The sequence below is a fragment of the Dyella flava genome, from assembly GCF_016904955.1.
In the GTDB taxonomy this organism is placed as follows: Bacteria; Pseudomonadota; Gammaproteobacteria; order Xanthomonadales; family Rhodanobacteraceae; genus Dyella_B; species Dyella_B flava.
Genome location: NZ_JADIKE010000037.1, coordinates 220,981 through 241,017, shown reverse-complemented (window position 1 = coordinate 241,017; position 20,037 = coordinate 220,981). Strand labels below are relative to the sequence as shown.

Genomic DNA, 20,037 nt, shown 5'->3' with positions numbered 1-20,037 from the left:
AGCCCACAGACTAAGCCAATGACCGATCGCGACCGCTTCGAACTCGTCTCCGACTACCAACCCTCCGGCGATCAGCCTGAGGCGATCAAGCGCCTGGTCGAAGGCTTCGACGCTGGCCTGGCGGCGCAGACCTTGCTGGGTGTGACGGGCTCGGGCAAGACCTTCACCATCGCGAACGTCGTTGCGCAGGTGCAGCGTCCCACTATCGTGCTGGCGCCGAACAAGACACTCGCGGCGCAGTTGTATGGCGAGTTCAAGGAATTCTTTCCGCACAATGCGGTGGAGTATTTCGTCAGCTATTACGACTACTACCAGCCGGAAGCCTACGTCGTGGCATCCGATACCTATATCGAGAAGGACGCCTCGATCAACGAGCACATCGAGCAGATGCGGCTGGCTGCGACCAAGGCGCTGCTGTCACGCAAGGATGCGCTGATTGTTGCCACGGTGTCCGCCATTTACGGCCTGGGTGATCCGGAAGACTACCTTTCGTTGCGCCTGATCCTGGCGCGCGGTGAACGGATCGAGCAGCGCGCGCTGATTCGGCAACTCACGGAATTGCAGTACACCCGCAACGAGATGGAACTGCGGCGCGGCACCTATCGCGTGCGCGGCGAAATCATCGATGTGTTTCCCGCCGAATCAGAAACCGAGGCGCTGCGCATCGAACTGTTCGACGGCGAAGTGGAAAATCTCTCGCTGTTCGATCCGCTGACCGGTGAAACCATCCGCAAGGTGCCGCGCTATACCGTCTATCCGCGTACGCATTACGCCAGTACGCGCGAGAGCGTGCTCAACGCCATCGACACGATCAAGGAAGAACTGAAGGATCGCCTGGAATACCTGTACAAGGAAAATCGCCTGGTCGAAGCTCAGCGCCTGGATCAGCGCACGCGCTTCGACGTGGAGATGATGGCCGAGGTCGGCTACTGCCAGGGCATCGAAAATTACTCGCGGCATCTCACTCGTCGTGCGCCGGGCGAACCGCCGCCGACGCTGTTCGACTACCTGCCGCCGGATGCATTGCTGGTCGTGGACGAATCGCACGTGACGATCCCGCAGCTGGGCGCGATGTACAAAGGCGACCGCTCACGCAAGGAGACCCTGGTGGAATTCGGGTTTCGGCTTCCGTCGGCGATGGACAATCGCCCGCTGCGTTTCGAGGAATTCGAGCGCCGCGCGCCGCGTTCGATCTATGTTTCGGCCACGCCGCGGCCTTACGAGTTGGAAAAATCCGGCGATGCGGTGGTCGAGCTGGTGGTGCGTCCCACCGGCTTGGTCGATCCGGAAGTGGAAGTGCGGCCCGTGCGGACCCAGGTTGATGATCTGCTGGGCGAGGCCAAGAGGCGTATTGCGATGGGGGACCGCGTACTGGTCACCACGCTCACCAAACGCATGGCGGAAAACCTCACCGAGTACCTCAGCGAACACGATGTGAAAGTGCGCTATCTGCACTCGGATATCGAAACGGTGGAGCGGGTGGAAATCATCCGCGACCTGCGCCTGGGCGAATTCGATGTGCTGGTCGGCATCAACCTGCTGCGGGAGGGCCTGGACATGCCCGAGGTGTCGCTGGTGGCCATCCTCGATGCCGATAAGGAAGGCTTCCTGCGTTCCACCGGCTCGCTCATCCAGACCATCGGCCGTGCGGCTCGCAATGTGCGCGGCAGGGCGATTCTGTACGCCGATGAGATCACTCGCTCGATGCAGGCGGCGATGGACGAAACCGCCCGTCGTCGCGAAAAGCAGGTCGCCTGGAACGCCGCTCACGGCATCACGCCCAAGTCGGTGGTGCGCCGGATCACCGACATCATGGAAGGCGCCCGTAGCGAAGCGCCAGGCCGTGGCCGCAGCAAATCGACACGGGGCCGGGGCGCTGTCGCGGTGGCCGAGGAAGCGGCTGGCTACGCCGCGCTCAGTGCGGACCAGGCTTCGACGCTGATCAAGCGGCTGGAGGCGGAGATGCGCAAGCACGCGGAAAACCTGGAATTCGAGGAGGCTGCCCGCCTGCGCGACCAGATCCATCAGCTCCGCGAGAAGGCCGTCCGCTAGGCAAAGCCTTTTCAGCCCTCGCGCCTTACCGTATACTGCGCTGCTCTTGGGCGGTTAGCTCAGCGGTAGAGCACTTCCTTGACATGGAAGGGGTCACAAGTTCGATCCTTGTACCGCCCACCAATTAAATCAACGCCTTGGCCCGAGTACAGCGCGATCTGGAAAGGCGAGCAGACGAAGATACGAAAAACCGTCCTGTAGCAGGGGCGGTTTTTTATTGCCCAAATGACGCTCAATGGGGCCAAAAAATTCGCTGTCATCTAGCCGGCCAATGTCCCGGCAAATCTCAGGTGTCGACCATCGGGCAGACCATCCAGGCAGTGGATGTGATTCCGTATTTCAAGCGTGAGCCAGCAAAGAAGCAGCTCAAGAGTACTTCGCGGCTTGCAGCGAGCATGGTCGTTGACGGCACTATTGCAAGCGACATGCAACGATGATGGACACTGTAGTGAAGTTGCCGCTTGTGTGACGCGTAGTCGCAAGCGCTGACGACGGCAGCGGATCAACGTACTATCGTGCAGTTCATCCTTGCTGCCCGGAATCGCCATGGTCGACGCCTATGTCTGGATCAAGAGTCTGCATGTCCTGTTTGTCATGGCGTGGGTTGCCGCGGTGTTTTACCTGCCGCGGATCCTGGTGAATATCGCCGAGGCGGGTGCCGAACCTGCAGTGAAGGCAAGGCTGGAGCTGATGGGCCTGCGCCTGTATCGATTCGGGCACATGATGTTCGGCATCGCCTTTCTGTTCGGCCTGACGCTTTGGCTTGGATGGCACATCTTCCCGAGTTTTCTGCCGCACTGGGGCGAGATGGGATGGTTGCACGCCAAGCTTGGGCTGGTCGTGTTGCTGCTCATCTATTTCGTATGGAGCGGTCGACTGGTGAAGCGCAGCGTGAAGGGCGGAGCCTTGCCGCCGGCACGTACCTTGCGCTTGCTCAATGAGCTGCCGGTGCTGCTGCTGCTCGGCGTGATCTTCCTGGCGATCGCCAAGCCGTTCTGAGCTTCATGCCCGACGTGGATTGACGTAGGTCGGGTAGGTTGGGTTAGCGCGTAACCCAACGATGTTTGTCGCTTCGATCGAATTCCGTTGGGTTACGCTGCGCTAACCCAACCTACGTTGGTCTCAGGCGATGTTGTGGTATTCGCGATACCAGGCAACAAAGCGCTTCACGCCTTCTTCGATGCTGGTGCCCGGCGCGTAACCTACATCGCGCCGCAGTGCCGATACATCTGCCCAGGTATCGGGCACATCGCCGGGCTGCATCGGCAGCAAGCGTTTTTCGACGCTGCGTCCCAGGTTTTGTTCCATCAGTTCGATAAAACGCATCAGCTGCACCGGTTGATCGTTGCCGATGTTGTAGACGCGATAAGGCGCATTCGATGTGCCGGGATTGGGTTGCAGCGGATCGTAGCCAGGATCGGGCTGGGCGACATGATCCAGGGTGCGGATCACGCCTTCGACGATATCGTCGATGTAAGTGAAGTCGCGGCTGTGGTTGCCGTAGTTGAATACGTCGACCGGCTCACCACGCACGATGCGATCGGCGAACAGGATCGGCGACATGTCCGGTCGGCCCCACGGGCCGTAGACAGTGAAGAAACGCAGCCCGGTAGTGGGTAATCCATACAGATGGCTATACGTGTGCGCCATCAATTCGTTGGCCTTCTTGCTCGCGGCGTACAGGCTGACCGGATGGTCGACCGCGTCCTCCACGGCAAATGGCATCTTGCGATTGGCGCCGTAGACGGAGCTGGACGAGGCATACACCAGATGCTCTACCTTGCCGTGACGGCAGGCTTCCAGCACGTTCACGAAGCCAACCAGGTTGCTCTGCACGTACGCCTGCGGATTTTTCAACGAATAGCGCACGCCAGCCTGGGCGGCCAGATTGGCCACGCGCTGGGGCTGGAAATCATGGAAGGCGCGCTGGACTGCTTCGGCGTCGGCCAGGTCCACGCGCAGGTGCGTATAGCCGGGATGCGAAGCAAATCGCGCCAGGCGAGCTTCTTTCAGAGTCGGGTCGTAATAATCGTTGTGATTGTCGATGCCGAGCACTTGGTCGCCACGGGCCAGCAGACGTTCCGTTAGGGCAGCGCCGACAAAGCCAGCCGAACCGGTGACGAGAATGCGCATCGAATTATCCTGGAAGTGTTCCTGAAGCTGTCGTCCGGCGGTAGCCGGGGCCTGGTGTCTTTTATTTATCGGGTAAGACGCCGAGTTCAGGTCTGCGCCGGGACGACAGGGTTTGTTGCGCGGCATTGTAACGGTTGAATTGACACTGGGAACGTCCTGATCTAGCGTTGCGCTTCTTAGTATTGCGGAGACAAGGTGGCCCGCGCCGAAGGCGCCGGTCGAGTGTGTGACATGGCAACTACCTGCTACCAACACTGATCACGCCACGCCTTGGTCTTCCAAAAGGGCGCGTGGCGCCCTTTTTTGTTTTCAGAGAAATGTCCCGATGATCGAAATCACGCTCCCCGACGGCAGCAAGCGCCCCTTTGACCATTCCGTTACGGTGCAGGATGTGGCCGCCTCCATAGGCGCCGGCCTGGCCAAGGCCACCCTGGCCGGCAAGGTGAACGGCAAGCTGGTGGATGCCAGCTTCCCGATTGACCATAACGCCAGCCTCGAAATCATCACGGAAAAAAGCCCCGAGGCGCTGGAGATCCTGCGTCATTCCACGGCGCACTTGCTCGCACAGGCGGTGCAGCGGTTGTATCCAGGTGCGCAGGTCACGATTGGTCCGGTGATCGATAATGGCTTCTATTACGACTTCGCCTACGAACGGCCGTTCACGCCCGACGATCTGCTGAAGATCGAAGCCGAGATGGAAAAGATCGTCAAGGAACAGCTGCCGGTGACGCGTAGCGTGAAATCACGCGACGACGCAGTGACGTTCTTCCGCGGCCTCGGCGAGGAATACAAGGCCGAGATCATCGAAAGCATTCCGGCCAACGAAGAGCTGTCGCTATACACGCAGGGTGAATTCACGGATCTCTGTCGCGGCCCGCATGTACCGAACACGAGCAAGCTGCGCGCCTTCAAATTGATGAAGGTTGCCGGCGCCTATTGGCGTGGCGATTCCAACAACGCGATGCTCACGCGCATCTACGGCACGGCGTGGTTGAACGACAAGGATCTCAAGGCGCATCTGCATCAGCTGGAAGAAGCCGAGAAGCGCGATCACCGCAAGATTGGCAAGGCGCTGGACCTGTTCCATCAGCAGGAAGAAGCGCCGGGCATGGTGTTCTGGCATCCGAACGGCTGGGCCATCTGGCAGGCGGTGGAGCAGTACGTGCGTGGTGTGTACCGCAGCAGCGGTTACCAGGAAGTGCGCGGTCCGCAGATCATGGACGTGAGTCTGTGGAAAAAATCCGGCCACTGGGACAACTACCAGGAAAACATGTTCTTCACGGAATCGGAAAAGCGCACGTACGCGCTGAAGCCGATGAACTGTCCTGGTCACGTACAGATCTACAACACGGATCTGCACAGCTACCGCGACCTGCCGATCCGCTATGGCGAATTCGGCGGCTGCCATCGCAACGAACCTTCGGGTGCCTTGCACGGCATCATGCGCGTGCGCGCCTTCACGCAGGACGACGGTCACGTCTTCTGTACGGAAGATCAGATCGAATCCGAAGTGACGGCGTTCCACCAGCAGGCCATGAAGGTGTATGCGGATTTCGGCTTCGACGACATCGCACTGAAGATCGCCCTGCGCCCGGACAAGCGCATTGGCAGCGATGAGGTGTGGGATCGCGCCGAGGATGCGTTGCGCGCCGCACTGCACTCGGCCGGTGTGCAATGGGAAGAGCTGCCGGGCGAGGGCGCTTTCTATGGGCCGAAGATCGAATACCACATGAAGGATTCCATTGGTCGAGCCTGGCAGGTCGGTACGATGCAGGTCGATTTCATGATGCCGGTGCGTCTCGGCGCCGAATACGTGGATGAGCACAGCCAGCGCAGGCATCCGGTGATGCTGCACCGGGCCATCGTGGGTTCGATGGAGCGCTTCATCGGCATCCTGATCGAACACCACGCAGGCAACCTGCCGGCATGGCTTGCGCCGGTGCAGGCACAGGTCTTCAGCATTACGGATGCGCAGGCCGACTATGTCCGTCAGGTGACGCAAGCCCTTGTCGACAAAGGTTTCCGCGTGAAGGCGGATTTGCGCAACGAAAAGGTCGGCTATAAAATCCGCGAACATACGCTGCAGAAAGTTCCCTACCTGCTTGTGGTCGGTGATCGCGAAAGGGAGTCGGGCTCGGTTTCTGTGCGTACGCGTTCCGGCGAAGACCTGGGCAGCATGCCGCTTGCCAGCTTCATCGAGCGCCTGGAGGCCGAGACGCGGCGCTGATGCCGCCCGGCCGATCGAAAACATCTTCTGGAGGATAGTGGTATCGCCACCACCGAAACTAAGGGCAACCGCCGCAACCATGAGATCCGCGTACCCCGTGTGCGTGTGATCGGACCGGATTCCGAACAGCTCGGCATCCTGACCCGCGACGAGGCGCTGCGCGCCGCTGAAGAAGCAGGGCTCGATCTGGTCGAGATCCAGCCGAACGGCGATCCGCCGGTCTGCCGCATCATGGATTACGGCAAGTTCAAGTTCGAAGCCCAGAAGAAGGCCCAGGCTGCCAAGAAGAAGCAGAAGCAGGTCGAAATCAAGGAAGTGAAGTTCCGACCGGTTACGGACATAGGTGATTACCAGATCAAGCTCCGCAACATGCTTCGTTTCCTTGAGGAAGGCGACAAGGTCAAGGTCACCATCCGCTTTCGCGGCCGCGAGATGTCCCACCAGGACCTCGGTCAGGACTTGGCCAAGCGCATCCAGGACGATGTGGGCGAGAACGGCGTGGTCGAGTCGTTCCCGCGCCTGGAAGGGCGCCAGATGGTCATGATGATCGGACCGAAGAAGAAGTAAGCGGCGGGATCTCCCGTTGTGCCATAACCCCTCTCCCCCCCCCGGGGAGAGGGTAGGGTGAGGAGCCAATCTAGCCCCGGCCCAGCAAATCGAGACAGGCTTCTGAGGCTCCAGCGCTGGGAATCTGCCTTGTAGCAGCCACCTTGGCAGCTCGGCTCCTCAGCCCCTCAGCCCCTCAGCCCCTCAGCCCTCTCTCTCCGGAAAGGGGGTGTTACGGCAACTTGGAGCTTTTGACAAAGGGGCTGCTGGCATTGCCCACCCTTTGTCCGTATAATCGCCGGTTCGACCCGCAAGGAAGGGTCGTGAACCGATCGTGGCAGGACGGAAAGAGCGACCAAGTCGCCGCCAGATCAGTCAGAAACCGGGCTGCCTCTCACAAAGCGAGCCCCATCAAGGAGCATTTCCATGCCCAAGATCAAGACCAACCGCGCGGCGGCGAAGCGTTTTCGCAAGACCGCGTCCGGCAAGTTCAAGGCCGGTCACGCCTTCAAGTCGCACATCCTGACCAAGAAGTCGACCAAGCGTAAGCGCAATCTGCGCGCCACCAACCACGTCAAGGCCTGCGACACCAAGGGTGTAGCACGCATGTTGCCGTATCTCTAAGGCGGAGGACTGAACCATGGCTCGTGTAAAGCGTGGCGTTACCGCCCGTCGTCGTCACAAGAAAATCATCGGTCGTGCCAAGGGCTACTACAACGCCCGCCGCAAGGTCTTCCGCGTTGCCAACCAGGCTGTCATCAAGGCCGGTCAGTACGCCTATATCGGCCGCAAGCAGAAGAAGCGCCAGTTCCGCGCCCTGTGGATCGTGCGTATCAATGCGGCTGCCCGTCAGTTCGGCCTGTCCTACAGCCGCCTGATCAACGGTCTGGCCAAGGCCGGTATCACGGTTGACCGCAAGGTGCTGGCCGACATCGCCGTGCACGACATCAAGGCGTTTGGAGCCATCGCAGAAAAGGCGAAGGCCAGTCTGGCCGCTTGATCGTCGAACACTGACGAATGATGTGAATCAAGCGGGGAGAAGGCCTTAAGCCTTCTCCCCGTTTTTGTTTGAGCTTCTGCTTTTTTCCCTCTGAAAGAGCACATGGGTATCCACACGCTTCGGTGATCTCAGCTTTTGCCGTCATTCCCGCTTTCGCAAAATGAGGGTGAGGCAGCATGGAGCTTCTTGGGACGTATCGATGCCTTGGCCCAGGAGAAGGGGAAAATCGAAACCATGAATCAAGCCGGGACGACATCAATGGAAGACCTGGATAGCCGCGCCTCCGGGGCGCTGGCAGACATCGACAAAACCGACACCCTGGAAGCACTCGACGCACTGCGCGTGAGCCTGCTCGGGAAAAACGGTACCGTCACGGCCGCCTTGAAAGCGCTCGGCACGTTGTCGCCGGAAGAGCGCAAAACGCGCGGCGCGGAAGTGAACCGCCTGAAAGAGCGCCTCAACGACGCCCTCACTGTGCGCAAGCAGACGCTGGAGCAGGCCGAACTCGATCGCCGTCTCGCTTCCGAAAAGCTCGACATCAGCATGCCTGGCCGTGATGGCGAGCGTGGCGGCATTCACCCGATCACGCGTGCACTCGAACGCATCGCCGCGATCTTCTCCCGTCTCGGCTATCAGCGCGCTGACGGTCCCGAGATCGAAGACGACTGGCACAACTTCGAGGCGCTGAATTTTCCGCCGCACCATCCGGCGCGCGCCATGCACGACACCTTTTATTTTGGCGATGGCCGTCTGTTGCGCACGCATACCTCGCCGGTGCAGATCCGTTCGATGAAAGGCCGGCAACCGCCGATCCGGGTGATTGCGCCCGGCAAGGTATACCGCAGCGATTCGGATCAGACGCACTCGCCGATGTTCCACCAGATCGAAGGTTTGCTGGTGGATGAAACCTCCAGCTTCGCCGACCTGAAAGGCACGCTGGCCGAATTCATTCGCGCCTTCTTCGAGCGCGATTTCGAGATGCGCTTTCGACCCAGCTACTTCCCCTTCACCGAACCTTCGGCCGAAGTGGATATTCGCTGGGATGCGGAAGACGGCTCTGCGCGCTGGCTGGAAGTGCTCGGCTGCGGCATGGTGCATCCGAATGTGTTGAAGAACTGCGGCATCGATCCGGAGCGTTATACCGGTTTCGCCTTCGGCCTCGGCGTTGAGCGTTTTGCCATGCTGCGTTATGGCGTATCCGATCTGCGCGCGTTCTTCGAAAACGATCTGCGCTTCCTCAAGCAATTCGCGTAACTGGCCGCAGGAAACAACACGATGAAATTCTCCGAAAACTGGCTGCGCGAGCTGGTCGAGATCAAGGCCGACCGTGCTGCCCTGGCCCATGCGCTGACCATGGCCGGGCTGGAGGTGGAAGAACTCACGCCACTGGGTGAAAGCCTCGGCGGCGTGGTGGTAGCCGAAATCGTCGGCGCCGAAAAGCATCCGGAGGCCGATCGTTTACAGGTCTGCAAGGTCAATACCGGATCGGGTGAGCTGCTGCAGATCGTCTGCGGCGCACCGAATGCGCGCGTCGGCATCAGGGTGCCGCTGGCGACGGTTGGCGCAAACCTGCCCGGCGGTATCGCGATCAAGGCGGCCAAGCTGCGTGGCGTGGAATCGTTCGGCATGTTGTGCTCGGCCAAAGAGCTGGGCGTCGACAGCGATGCGTCGGGCTTGCTGGAACTGCCAGCCGATGCGCCGATCGGCAAGTCGCTGGCCGATTACCTTGGTCTGCCCGACGCCAGCATCGAGCTGAAGCTCACGCCGAATCGTCCGGATTGCCTCGGACTGGTCGGTCTTGCGCACGATGTCGCGGCACTGTTCGGCAGCGCGGTGAAAGTACCGCTGCAGGCCGCTGCGCCAGTTACTGCTGCAGCACGCCGCGGCATCCGCCTCGAAGCCGGTGCGGACGCGCCGCGCTATCTCGGCCGCATCATCGAGGGTATCGACCCGGCGGCGCGCACGCCGTTGTGGCTGGCCGAACGCCTGCGCCGGGCCGGCTTGCGCCCGATCAGCGCGGTCGTCGACGTCACCAACTACGTGATGCTGGAACTGGGCCAGCCGTTACATGCGTTCGACAACGACAGGCTGGAGGGCGATATCGTCGTACGCCATGCGCGCGACGGCGAAACGCTGAAGCTGCTCGATGGTTCCGAAGCGAAGCTCGATACCGGCTTCCTGGTGATTGCCGACGACAAGAAAGGCCTGGCCATTGCCGGTGTGATGGGCGGCTACGACTCGCGCGTTACCGACGCCACGCACAACATCTTCCTCGAATCGGCGCATTTCGCGCCGGCCGCGATCATGGGGCGTGCGCGCAAACTGGGCATGCATACCGATGCATCGCATCGCTTCGAGCGTGGTGTCGATCCAGAACTGCCGCGCCGGGCGCTGGAGCGTGCCACCGAACTGCTGCTAGCCATCTCCGGCGGCAACGCCGGCCCGGTGCTGGTGGCCGAAAATCTGTCGGATCTGCCGAAGCCAGCCGCCGTGCCGCTGCGGCGTGCCCGTCTCAAGCGTGTGCTGGGTGTGGATGTCGCAGATGCCGAAGTCGCGCGCATCTTCACCGCCCTCGGCATGCAGGTGGAAACCGTGGCCGAAGGCTGGCGCATCACTGCGCCGAGCAGCCGCTTCGACATCGAGCTGGAAGAAGATCTGGTCGAAGAAGTGGCCCGCATCTACGGCTACGACCGTATCCCTACCCACACTCCGGACGGTGCGCTGGCGCTCGCTACCGAACCGGAGGCCCGTCTGAACGAGCTGTCGGTGCGCGAGCAACTGGCCGCACGCGGTTACTACGAGGCCGTCAATCTGGCCTTCGTCAGCCAAGCCCTGCTGGAAAAGTGGGGATTGGGCGACAAGCTGGTGCCCCTGGCCAATCCGCTGTCCGCTGATCTGGCTGTGATGCGACCGTCGCTGCTGCCCGGCTTGATCGAAGCCTTGTCGCACAACCGTGCCCGTCAGCAGGAGCGCGTACGTCTGTTTGAATTGGGTCGCGTGTTTGCGGAGGGCAACCCGCCGGTGGAAACCCCCAGTCTGGCCATCGTCGCTTGCGGCAGCGCGCGGGCAGAGCAGTGGGGCGAGGCCGTCCGTCCGCTGGATTTCTTCGACCTCAAGGGCGATCTGGACGCACTGATCGCATGGGGCGGCGAGCCGCAGCGCTGGTCGGTGCATGCCGATGGTCTTCCCGGCTGGTTGCATCCGGGGCGGGGCGCACGGGTGGCTCGCGACGGTGAGACAGTCGGCTACCTGGGCGCCTTGCACCCTCAGCTGGCCAAGGCGCTGGACCTGGGGCCGGACGTGCACGTCCTGGAGCTGGCCCTGGAGCCGCTGCTCGGTCGCCGCCTTCCCAAGGCGCAGCCGGTGCCGCGCTTCCCGGCCGTCCGTCGCGATATTGCCGTGGACGTTCCTGAACAGGTGAGCTGGTCACAGATTGAGCATTCCGTCCGGGGAAGCCTGGGCGGCGCCCTGGCGGAGTTGCGTCTGTTCGACCGCTATAGCGGCAAAGGGGTCGAAGCGGGCCGAAAGAGTCTCGCTATGGGCTTGATTTTGCAGGACGCTTCCCGCACGCTTACCGACGACGACGCGGATCGCTGCGTTCGAAATGCGGTGGCTGCGTTGGAGGCGTCATGCGAGGCAAAATTGCGAGGATAAGATGGCGGCGCTGACAAAGGCGGAGATGGCCGAGCGCCTCTTCCTCGAGGTGGGCCTTAACAAGCGGGAAGCCAAAGAGTTCGTGGACGCCTATTTCGAGGTGGTCCGCGAGGCGTTGGAAAGGGGCGAGCAGGTGAAGTTGTCAGGATTCGGCAACTTCGATTTGCGCAAGAAGAACCAGCGACCGGGCCGTAACCCCAAGACCGGCGAGGAGATCCCGATCTCCGCTCGTCGGGTGGTGACGTTCCGGCCAGGGCAGAAACTCAAGGTGAGAGTCGAGGGCTATGCTGGATCAGGGGAATAACACCGAGCTACCGGCCATCCCGGCCAAGCGCTACTTCACCATCGGTGAAGTCAGCGATCTGTGCGGGGTGAAGCCGCATGTGCTGCGTTACTGGGAGCAGGAATTTCCGGCGCTCAATCCGGTGAAGCGCCGTGGCAATCGCCGCTACTACCAGCGTCACGACGTGCTCATGATCCGGCAGATCCGCTCCCTGCTGTACGACGAGGGTTTCACCATCACCGGTGCCCGCGCCAGGCTGGAAGGTCCGCAGGCCCGGATGGAAGCCAGCATGTCGCATCAGATCGTGCGCCAGGTGCGCATGGAGCTGGAAGAAGTACTGGCTCTGCTGCGACGTTAAGCTTGGCCTTCCGGCAGTCGCGCCGGAACTGCTACAATTTCTTTCTTTGCCGGATCAGTCGGGGCGTAGCGCAGCCTGGTAGCGCATTTGCCTGGGGGGCAAAGGGTCGTGGGTTCGAATCCCGCCGCCCCGACCAATTCGGTGAAAAAAACAGGGAGTCGCACAGGTGTGACTTCTTGATCTTCGAAGGTCTTCACCGGGGTGCCATATCACGGCACTGCACCGGCCCCGAAGAGCCCACAGGATCTCCACCACCGGAGATCCACAACGTGGCTTTCGAAACCCATCTCTTTATGCGCGGCCGCATTTTCCATGTGGGCTGTCCGGCTCACCGAGCTACTTGGTCTGAGTCGCGAGCGCAGACTCTTCTGCAAACGAGAAACTGGCAATCCCTCGGCACCAGCGGCGGGTGGGAGATACGCAAGCGCACGACAGCCAAGTCGAAATGGTTCTCGCAGATCGAAATGGAGCAGCACGCGCCGCCGTAGGGACAACTCCCGGCTTCGTGTCGTTCTGCAAGGAAGAAAACCGTCGCGTATTCGCTTCCGCCGAGTGCTCTCACGTTTCATCTGAATCAGCAGCGCAATGTTGCGAAGGATGGCGAGCAGCCTCCAACGCTTCCAGTGCATCTGAAGGCACGTTCGCGATATTCGCGAAGCCCCTGCGTGGACAGTGCGTGGTCGATGACTTCATCAACGCATGCGCCCGCTTCCAGGGGTTGAGATCAAGACCACCCCGTACGCAATGACGTTCATCGTGTGAGAGTCCGAGAAGAAGCAGAGCTTGTCAGCGACCTATCGTTTCGGGATTGTCGTTAAGGGGCATCTCTGATCCGCACTTGCTCCTGAGCACGTGTTGGAGAAATCGCTGGGTTGCGTTGTGCGGATATGCGACAGAAAGACGAGATGCGGGTTTTCGACATTACCGATGAGCGATGTTGAGCGATTGAAAACCGCAACATTCCGTTGCGTCGTACCGGTTCACAATAAGCTTCTGCGGCTGGGGAAACTTGATTGCTGTCGGCAAGCTCAGGATCGGGGCCAAGCTTGTGGAGCTGATCGAACCTCATCATTGAACATTGCTCACTTCCGAGCAGAGTCTGCAAAGTGTGGCTCTCTCGGAATTGACAATTCCTTCACGCAATAGCGTCAGACGTTCGGTTTGCCTTCATCTCGAAACCAACATTTAACTGCTAAATTCCGGGCATCCGGCAGGTGGTCTGCCGGCCTCAAAGGGGAAGCCCATGTCACGCACTCTCGGAGTCCGCAAAGCTCTGCTCGCTGGTTTTGTCGCGCTCTCTCTCACGTCCACAGTCTTTGCGCAGACTTCGACACCGGCCACAGGCCTGGGGCAGTCCTGGCCCAATGCCGCGGATCTCAGCGCGAGTTCGAACTGGCACGTCTACGTCTTCGTGCTCAACGGCGTCGAATATATCCAGATCAATGATCTGAATGGCACCGTGCATGCAGCGATTGCTGCGGCGAACGGAGGCGTGGTGGTTTTGCCGATGGGTATTGACTCGCAGAATGTGCAAACCACGGCGTCGGGCGCGACATCAACAGCGCAGACGGTTTATAGCGACGCCACCACGACGGTGATGGCGACTCCGCAGAGCAACGGGACGACTCAGTTCGTCGTAGAGGAGGAAAAATGTGACAACCCCGTGAGTTGCTCCGCTGTTGAAAAGTCGGTTTCGAATTGATCAGTTCACCCACAAGCGCAGAGGTGCCGAGGCTTTTTGCTGACGCACTTCTGCAGCTTGGCTGTGAAGTAGTGCGGTAACCCTCAAGTGTTTGGACGTCGCTCGTACATGGACTTGCCCGCCAAACACTTGAGCTTGGCTGCGCATTTCTTCAATGCTCGCGAGATGCGCTCCTAGTTTCACCCCGAGATCGCGACGCTGCTCGCTGTAATAAACGCTTCTCGCAACGTCGTCGTGGTCCATTAGCCCATCAACCCGAATGACCGCCCAACGGTGTTTATTGGTTTCGCCAGCCCGCACTTCCAGGCGCACCCGCGAACACGTCAGATGCGATGTCACATGAGTGATGGCTTCGCACGCCGTTCGGTAGATGGCAGTCATAACTGACGACTCCAGCAAGGTGAAGCCGCGTCCGCCTATGTGACAGCTGTAAGCGATGCCAGCCTCATCCAGCGCCCGAGCTACAGTCTCATTCAATGCGGCGGGAACGCCTCGATCGCGCCACGCGGAGGGGTGGAGGCTCTCAGCAAGCTGGTAGACCTGCTCGTGCGCCACCATCGCCTGTTTGTAGAATGCATGGGACTCGATGTTGGGCACGATTCGCCGCATATGGTCGAGAACCCTGTTATTTGCAATGTGGAGTGATCCGGCCACGAACTCCAGCTTCTCCGCGGCACGGCGCATCCGGCGTTCAGTGACGGCTAGATTCTGTCTCACCATTTGTTGCTCAGCTTCCACGCCCTGACGCTCACGCTCATTTCTCAGATTTTGAGCCGTAACCTTAGCGCCCAGGGCGTAAAGGCCGCTCACGGCGAGACAGAGCGCGAAAGTGATCTCGACAACGTTGGATGTTGTCGGAAGGTCAGGTTGCAGTAGGCCATTGCAAATGATGATTAGGGTGCCGGCCAAGGCCGCCGCGCGCCACCCATGTCGAACAGTCAGCCATGCGGCTGGAATGAGCATCGCCATCTCGATCACTGTTGCCTGCGTCATCTCCGACTTTCCGGCGATCCATGCCATGAAGGCGATAACCGGCAAGGCAAGACCCGATGCATCCGCCAGCAGCTTGCTGCTGGACCAGATCTCCTTCAGGCGCTCGTGGAAGCGTCCCTTCCGGAAGTCTAGTCGGACAATCAACGCACACGGCACAAGTGTTAGCAAACCCGCATAGTTACCCGCCAAGTAAATGCCTGCGAGCATTGGACTGTGGCGATAGGGGCCGTTGGTGATGTGGAGAGTAGAAACTAGGGCGCAACTGTAGGCGCTAAGAACGATGGAGATTATCAGCACGCACGTCAGCAGTGCCTTGATATTCACCAAGTGCTTCGTCGGGAAGATATTGAGCTTGCTGCGGTACAGCCACACCACGGGCATACAGAGCAGCATCTCTGGGATCATGCGAAGAGCGACCCATGTTGAACCGAAATCAGCAAGACACAGCCATGCCTCGTAGGCGTTAGGAATTGCCTCACCGACGAGCAGTGCTCCCCAATACCGATAGGGGATCAAGAGAAGAGTGATGATTTCGAGACCAGCATTGAGGTGCCAGTGAGCTGGGTATGAATTGATTGAGTGAATAGCCAGGAATGCCAATGCGTAGCCAACGCAAACCCCAATTTGCGCAAGCAGCTCTCTGCCCCACAGCCTGTTCCCCATGCTCCGTGCCCCTCGACCGAGATGTGGTGAAGCGTTTTTCCCCAATGGGCCAACCTTCTATCGGCCCATATCCGCAATCATTGAATGTTAAGCGTGAATTAGTCGTGTAGCCATGGGGCGCAAGTTCGTGCGACGATGAGTTGTGAGGAGCAATGGGATCTGCTTCACAAAAAAAGCCTCTGAAGACCAGGGGTTTAGGCTTCCAGCCATCAGGATGATCGGTCGATTTCGGTAGACAACATAGAAGAACGACGCCTTGGCGCCGTTCTTCATTTCTGCAGTGGTCAGGCGGACCTTTGCTCGCAAGAACGACTTGCCAGTCGCATCCATCACACCAAAAAGTCTGATCGTCAAGCTGAAGTCCCGCGGCAGGGCGGCACATTATCGCGGCAGATCAAGAAACGACACCTCGTCAGATTGATTGTCGGAGTCGAAGGGCGGCACGCTCGCCAGCACCTGCGTGGCATATTCCAGCGTGGATGCATTGTTCACGGCCTTCGTAAAGGTATACCCGTTGCTATCACCGAAATCCGATGCTGGCGGGTGGCCCATTGTCGGAGAAGGTTTGCTCGACATCTGCCGGGCCTTGGTCGGATTTGAAGAACTAAATGCACCGAGCCTTTCAAAAGCCGGCGGATCGTATGGAATGTTGTACTTATTGTCAGCAGTATTGGCATAAATATGTGAGGCTTCATGCGTGATGGTTCCTGTAAGGTCCTCATCTGTGCTTCGCTGCAGCCACTGCTCTGAAATATGTATTTCATCCAGGTTCTTGAGGCCTTGCGGGTCATCAACTTGAGCGGATAAAGCACGCATGCCCAAAGGCAGCGTTGCCGAACCTATGGTTGATGCGTTGTTGTCGAGGAGTCTTTGCACGCCATCGCAGATATGCGCCAGTTGCGTCCTTACAGCATTGGTTTCGGATAGTTTTTGGAGTCCGCTCGGGCAAAGCTCCGACAACAATTGCTTTGTTTTGGGGCTCCATCCGGGCAGCCAAGGGCGTCTGGGGCCTTCCTGACATGACGCCCTTTTGCCGATCCCGGTGTCACATGGACATGTAACTGCCGGAACGACGCGTTAATCTCGGTGGCACCGCCTCTTAATTGTGCCGATAGGAGATCTGCTTATGCCGTCGAACACCTGTCACCCCAATGCACCGCATGTGAAGTTGAAGGCCCCTGACTGGTACATCTCGTCGCTGATGCTGGATCGTGCGCTCGATGCCATCCTGCGCCGGGTCAAGAAGCTCGACCGTGAGCACGACATCCCTTACCTCGCCGGCTACAGCCAGGACGGCAAGACCATCTACATCGATCGTCATCTGCCCAAGTCATTCAGCTTCCGCGGCCGCACCATTGATGTGGATCGTTTCCTGATCCTGCACGAGGAGGTGGAAAAGACGCTGATCGATCAACTGGGCTTGCACTACCTGCATGCACACCAGATTGCCACGCGCGCCGAAGAAGCGGCGGTGCATGCGCAGAACGTCACTTGGAAGGCTTATGACCGCTTCATGCAGAAGTACGTGAAGGCGGTCGGTGATGAGCGCCTGAGCAAGGTGCCGGCAGATCTCGATCTGAAGCCTTATCGGGACTATCACGATTACGATCTGCTACGGCAGATGGAACAGCATCTGGAGCACACCCCGGGACTGGCTGCCGCAAAGAAGAAGGAGCTAAAGAGCTACGCCAACGCGTTTCGCGAGGAATTGCGCGTGCAGCATCGGCATGAATTGCATAGTGACGATGCGAGCGTGCGGCGTAAGCCCGCAGTGAAGAAGTCGGCGGCGAAGAAGGCTAAAACGTCCAAGACGGCGAAGCGAAAGGTGGCGGCGAAGCGGGTGAAGTAAATCGCTGCTGCTCGCATTGGGGGGCATATTTTTCACGACACCTGTTTGCTCCTCACCATCATTTCGACCTTCGCCGGAATGATCGTGAGGAGCGGATGGGCATGACGAGAGCGATGGATGCCTTGCAGATAGCACTGCAGGCGCAAACAGGCGTGCATGGCCCCTACGATTTATCCACCGAAATCGCCAGCTGCGCAAACGCACCATCCCGCGTCAACGCCGTGATCTGATGATCCCCCGCCTGCGGTAACGACAACTGCATCGCCGCGCTGCCGACACTGCTTCCCTGCAAACGTCCATCCAGCAGCCATTGCACTTCACCCGTTGCACCCAGTGCCTGTAATGTCACGCGCAGCGGTTGCGTGCTGTTTGGCGCTTGCCGCAAGCGAATGCCTTGCGTAAGCCCGGCAATGCGAATCGGACTGGCAACTTCCAGCGAATCCGGCGCGCAGCCGGGCGCAAGCGGTGGCAGCGTGGCGCGTGCGGCATCGTCGCTGCTCAGCCATGGTGCTGCCAGCGCGGGCCAGCGGGCGATCTGCACGGTGTGTTCGCCCTTGCCGTGGCACGTGGCACTGAGGCGTTGTCCTTTCGCATTGACACGCACGCTGATCAGGCCCGCCGACCACGCGGTGATATCACGTTCGGCAAAGGTCGGTGGAATTGCTCCGTCGAGTGACCAGGCGGTGCGTCTTTCACGGCATAGGTCGGGCGGGGTGTTTGCTGCAGCGCCACCGAGCGGCCAGCAGATGTCCACTTTGCGCACGCCCGGCGGCTGCACTGCACCAAAGCGGGTGCGATTGTCCGGCAACATGCCGACCACGGCGAACATCAGCGGTAGCGATGTCACGGCGCCGTATTGCCCGGGTGACGGCGTGCCATCCGGACGGCCGATCCAGACGCCGATCGTCCAGCTGTCCGTGACACCGATTGCCCAGGCATCGCGATAGCCGTAACTGGTGCCGGTTTTCCACGCAACGGCGTCATGCCCGTTGATCGTGCCTTCCATTGGCGCGCCTTCGACGTCAGCCGGATTGTTGGAAAGAATGTCGCGAATAATCCACGCCGAGCCTGGCGAGAGCAGGCGTCGCGTCTGTTTGGGTTGTTCCGGCACATAGCGCGGTGCGCCGGCCACACCGCCATTCGCAAAAGCGGTATAGGCCCCCACCAGATTTTCCAGGCGCGTCGAAGCGCCGCCGAGGATGATGGAAAGATTCGGCTGCGCCCCCTGCGGCAAGTCCAGGTCGATGCCGCCGTTGGCCAGGCGCGCGACGAAGCGGTTCGGGCCGACGTGATCGAGGACGTCGACGGCAGGCACGTTAAGCGAACGCTGCAGGGCTTCGGCCACGCTCACCGGTCCGCTGAAGCTTTCGTCGAAATTCCCGGGCTTGTAGCCGTTGAAATCCTGTGGCGCATCGACCAGCAGGCTCTGCGAGGTGATCAGTCCATCGTCCAGCGCGAGGCCGTACAGGAATGGCTTGAGCGTGGAACCTGGCGAACGCGGCGCACGCACCATGTCCACGTGACCCAGCCGCAGCGGATCGGCAAATTCAGCCGTGCCGACGTAGACGCGCGCTTCGAGCGTGGCGTTGTCGACCACCAGTACTGCCGCCGATGTGCGCGGCGGCAACCGGGACAGATAATCGCTGACGCGATCCTCCACCGCACGCTGCAGGTTGGCGTCAATGGTGGTGACGATTCGCCGGGCTTCCGGCTGCTGCTGATGCAGGCGCTCGGCCAGTAGCGCGGCGTCCAGCGGCGCACGCAATGATCGAGCGACCACTGGTTCGATTTCGGCATCGCGAATCTGCGCATCGCTCCACAAGCCTTCATCGCGCATGCGCCTGAGCACCTTGTCGCGCGCGTGTCGTGCCGCATCGGGATGACGATCAGGGCGCAGAAGGCTTGGCGATTGCGGCAACACGGCGAGCATCGCGGCCTCGGCATGCGAGAGCTTGCTGGCGGGTTTGCCGAGATATGCCCACGATGCTGCCTCCACACCCTGAATCGGTCCGCCGAAGGGTGCGTGATCGAGATAAAGATCGAGAATCTGTACCTTGTTTAGGTGTGCTTCGAGCTGCAGCGCCCGAAAAATCTGCACGATTTTGCCGGTAAACGTGTGCGGAATCGGTTCGATGATGCGGGCCACCTGCATGGTCAGTGTCGACCCGCCGGAAACCACATGGCCGTGATCTACCGCTGCGACCACGCCGCGCAGCAGTGCATACGGATTCACACCGGGATGACGGTAGAACCAGCGGTCCTCGTAGGCGAGCAACGCTTGCAGGTAGAGCGGCGAGACGTTTTGTGTGGTGGTGGGGTAGCGCCAGACGCCGTCGCTGTCGGCGAAGGCGCGTAGTGGCGTGCCGTCGCGCGCCAGGACGACAGTGCTGCCGGTGTCGGGAGCGGGGAGGTGAAGTGGGAACAGTCGGTCCAGGGCGAGGGCTAACAGAACGAGTGCGGCAAAGCCCAGCAGCAGCGTTCGGAGCGGGCGACATAAATATCGCGAAATCCGTCCCCTCTCCCCTTCGGGGAGAGGGTTAGGGTGAGGGACCGGGCTTGCCGTAGCCTTCATCGTGG

The 20,037-nt window shown here is 60.2% G+C and carries 17 protein-coding genes and 2 tRNA genes; 15 read left to right on the top strand and 4 right to left on the bottom strand.

Annotated features, from left to right (window positions below):
• Window positions 1-18: 18 nt before the first annotated feature.
• The 4 genes from uvrB (at window position 19) to ISP19_RS14430 (ending at window position 3,051) form a co-directional block, all read left to right on the top strand.
• The gene (gene uvrB / locus ISP19_RS14445; protein WP_204683110.1) at window positions 19-2,052 is read left to right on the top strand and encodes an excinuclease ABC subunit UvrB; all 2,034 of its coding nucleotides are present in this window, start codon (window positions 19-21) and stop codon (window positions 2,050-2,052) included.
• A gap of 48 nt (window positions 2,053-2,100) precedes the next feature.
• A tRNA-Val gene (locus ISP19_RS14440) sits at window positions 2,101-2,175 on the top strand.
• 167 nt (window positions 2,176-2,342) lie between these two features.
• Window positions 2,343-2,489 carry a hypothetical protein gene (locus ISP19_RS14435; RefSeq protein ID WP_204683109.1) on the top strand — a complete coding sequence of 49 codons (147 nt, stop codon included), beginning with the start codon at window positions 2,343-2,345 and terminating at the stop codon, window positions 2,487-2,489.
• Between the two features lie 109 nt (window positions 2,490-2,598).
• Window positions 2,599-3,051: a CopD family protein gene (locus ISP19_RS14430; RefSeq protein ID WP_204683108.1), complete on the top strand. Its 453-nt coding sequence runs from the start codon at window positions 2,599-2,601 to the stop codon at window positions 3,049-3,051.
• A 123-nt stretch (window positions 3,052-3,174) separates the two neighbouring features.
• On the opposite strand, the gene ISP19_RS14425 is transcribed toward ISP19_RS14430, so the two are convergent.
• The gene (locus tag ISP19_RS14425; RefSeq protein WP_204683107.1) at window positions 3,175-4,185 is read right to left on the bottom strand and encodes an NAD-dependent epimerase; all 1,011 of its coding nucleotides are present in this window, start codon (window positions 4,183-4,185) and stop codon (window positions 3,175-3,177) included.
• A gap of 325 nt (window positions 4,186-4,510) precedes the next feature.
• Here ISP19_RS14425 and thrS point away from each other — a divergent pair, with 325 nt between their 5' ends.
• From thrS to ISP19_RS14375, 10 genes are all read left to right on the top strand, one after another.
• The gene (gene thrS, locus ISP19_RS14420) at window positions 4,511-6,412 is read left to right on the top strand and encodes a threonine--tRNA ligase (protein ID WP_204683106.1); all 1,902 of its coding nucleotides are present in this window, start codon (window positions 4,511-4,513) and stop codon (window positions 6,410-6,412) included.
• Window positions 6,413-6,454: 42 nt separating this feature from the next.
• On the top strand, window positions 6,455-6,979 hold the full coding sequence (gene infC / locus ISP19_RS14415) for a translation initiation factor IF-3 (RefSeq protein WP_338082389.1): 525 nt from the start codon (window positions 6,455-6,457) through the stop codon (window positions 6,977-6,979).
• Window positions 6,980-7,384: 405 nt separating this feature from the next.
• A complete protein-coding gene (gene rpmI / locus ISP19_RS14410) occupies window positions 7,385-7,582 on the top strand; it encodes a 50S ribosomal protein L35 (RefSeq protein WP_019467379.1) in 198 nt (65 codons plus the stop codon).
• Between the two features lie 16 nt (window positions 7,583-7,598).
• The gene (gene rplT, locus ISP19_RS14405) at window positions 7,599-7,958 is read left to right on the top strand and encodes a 50S ribosomal protein L20 (protein WP_128898432.1); all 360 of its coding nucleotides are present in this window, start codon (window positions 7,599-7,601) and stop codon (window positions 7,956-7,958) included.
• Between the two features lie 258 nt (window positions 7,959-8,216).
• Entirely contained in the window at window positions 8,217-9,212 is a 996-nt protein-coding gene (pheS, locus tag ISP19_RS14400) for a phenylalanine--tRNA ligase subunit alpha (protein ID WP_204683351.1), read from the top strand.
• 21 nt (window positions 9,213-9,233) lie between these two features.
• Window positions 9,234-11,612 (top strand): phenylalanine--tRNA ligase subunit beta, encoded by a 2,379-nt coding sequence (pheT, locus tag ISP19_RS14395; RefSeq protein ID WP_204683105.1) that lies wholly within the window; start codon window positions 9,234-9,236, stop codon window positions 11,610-11,612.
• A gap of 1 nt (window position 11,613) precedes the next feature.
• Window positions 11,614-11,916: an integration host factor subunit alpha gene (ihfA, locus tag ISP19_RS14390; RefSeq protein ID WP_126674889.1), complete on the top strand. Its 303-nt coding sequence runs from the start codon at window positions 11,614-11,616 to the stop codon at window positions 11,914-11,916.
• Window positions 11,897-12,253, top strand: coding sequence for a MerR family transcriptional regulator (locus tag ISP19_RS14385; protein WP_115477489.1), 357 nt, complete (start codon window positions 11,897-11,899; stop codon window positions 12,251-12,253). The genes ihfA and ISP19_RS14385 overlap by 20 nt, the downstream gene beginning before the upstream one ends.
• 59 nt (window positions 12,254-12,312) lie before the next feature.
• A tRNA-Pro gene (locus ISP19_RS14380) sits at window positions 12,313-12,389 on the top strand.
• A 1,107-nt stretch (window positions 12,390-13,496) separates the two neighbouring features.
• Window positions 13,497-13,955, top strand: a complete 459-nt coding sequence (locus tag ISP19_RS14375; RefSeq protein ID WP_204683104.1) for a hypothetical protein — start codon at window positions 13,497-13,499, stop codon at window positions 13,953-13,955.
• Here the strand turns inward: ISP19_RS14375 and ISP19_RS14370 are convergent, their stop codons facing one another.
• Window positions 13,956-15,611 carry an MASE1 domain-containing protein gene (locus ISP19_RS14370; protein WP_379945567.1) on the bottom strand — a complete coding sequence of 552 codons (1,656 nt, stop codon included), beginning with the start codon at window positions 15,609-15,611 and terminating at the stop codon, window positions 13,956-13,958.
• A 381-nt stretch (window positions 15,612-15,992) separates the two neighbouring features.
• Window positions 15,993-16,571, bottom strand: a complete 579-nt coding sequence (locus ISP19_RS14365) for a hypothetical protein (RefSeq protein WP_204683102.1) — start codon at window positions 16,569-16,571, stop codon at window positions 15,993-15,995.
• A gap of 166 nt (window positions 16,572-16,737) precedes the next feature.
• On the opposite strand from ISP19_RS14365, the gene ISP19_RS14360 reads away from it, so the two are divergent.
• Entirely contained in the window at window positions 16,738-17,460 is a 723-nt protein-coding gene (locus ISP19_RS14360) for a hypothetical protein (RefSeq protein WP_204683101.1), read from the top strand.
• 163 nt (window positions 17,461-17,623) lie between these two features.
• Here the strand turns inward: ISP19_RS14360 and pbpC are convergent, their stop codons facing one another.
• Entirely contained in the window at window positions 17,624-20,032 is a 2,409-nt protein-coding gene (gene pbpC / locus ISP19_RS14355; protein WP_204683350.1) for a penicillin-binding protein 1C, read from the bottom strand.
• Between the last annotated feature and the right edge of the window lie 5 nt (window positions 20,033-20,037).

Coding starts and splice junctions, on each gene's coding strand:
- uvrB (WP_204683110.1), top strand. CDS start 19: ATGACCGATCGCGACCGCTTCGAACTCGTCTCCGACTACCAACCCTCC.
- ISP19_RS14430 (WP_204683108.1), top strand. CDS start 2,599: ATGGTCGACGCCTATGTCTGGATCAAGAGTCTGCATGTCCTGTTTGTC.
- ISP19_RS14425 (WP_204683107.1), bottom strand. CDS start 4,185: ATGCGCATTCTCGTCACCGGTTCGGCTGGCTTTGTCGGCGCTGCCCTA.
- thrS (WP_204683106.1), top strand. CDS start 4,511: ATGATCGAAATCACGCTCCCCGACGGCAGCAAGCGCCCCTTTGACCAT.
- rpmI (WP_019467379.1), top strand. CDS start 7,385: ATGCCCAAGATCAAGACCAACCGCGCGGCGGCGAAGCGTTTTCGCAAG.
- rplT (WP_128898432.1), top strand. CDS start 7,599: ATGGCTCGTGTAAAGCGTGGCGTTACCGCCCGTCGTCGTCACAAGAAA.
- pheS (WP_204683351.1), top strand. CDS start 8,217: ATGGAAGACCTGGATAGCCGCGCCTCCGGGGCGCTGGCAGACATCGAC.
- pheT (WP_204683105.1), top strand. CDS start 9,234: ATGAAATTCTCCGAAAACTGGCTGCGCGAGCTGGTCGAGATCAAGGCC.
- ihfA (WP_126674889.1), top strand. CDS start 11,614: ATGGCGGCGCTGACAAAGGCGGAGATGGCCGAGCGCCTCTTCCTCGAG.
- ISP19_RS14385 (WP_115477489.1), top strand. CDS start 11,897: ATGCTGGATCAGGGGAATAACACCGAGCTACCGGCCATCCCGGCCAAG.
- ISP19_RS14375 (WP_204683104.1), top strand. CDS start 13,497: ATGTCACGCACTCTCGGAGTCCGCAAAGCTCTGCTCGCTGGTTTTGTC.
- ISP19_RS14370 (WP_379945567.1), bottom strand. CDS start 15,611: ATGGGGAACAGGCTGTGGGGCAGAGAGCTGCTTGCGCAAATTGGGGTT.
- ISP19_RS14360 (WP_204683101.1), top strand. CDS start 16,738: ATGCCGTCGAACACCTGTCACCCCAATGCACCGCATGTGAAGTTGAAG.
- pbpC (WP_204683350.1), bottom strand. CDS start 20,032: ATGAAGGCTACGGCAAGCCCGGTCCCTCACCCTAACCCTCTCCCCGAA.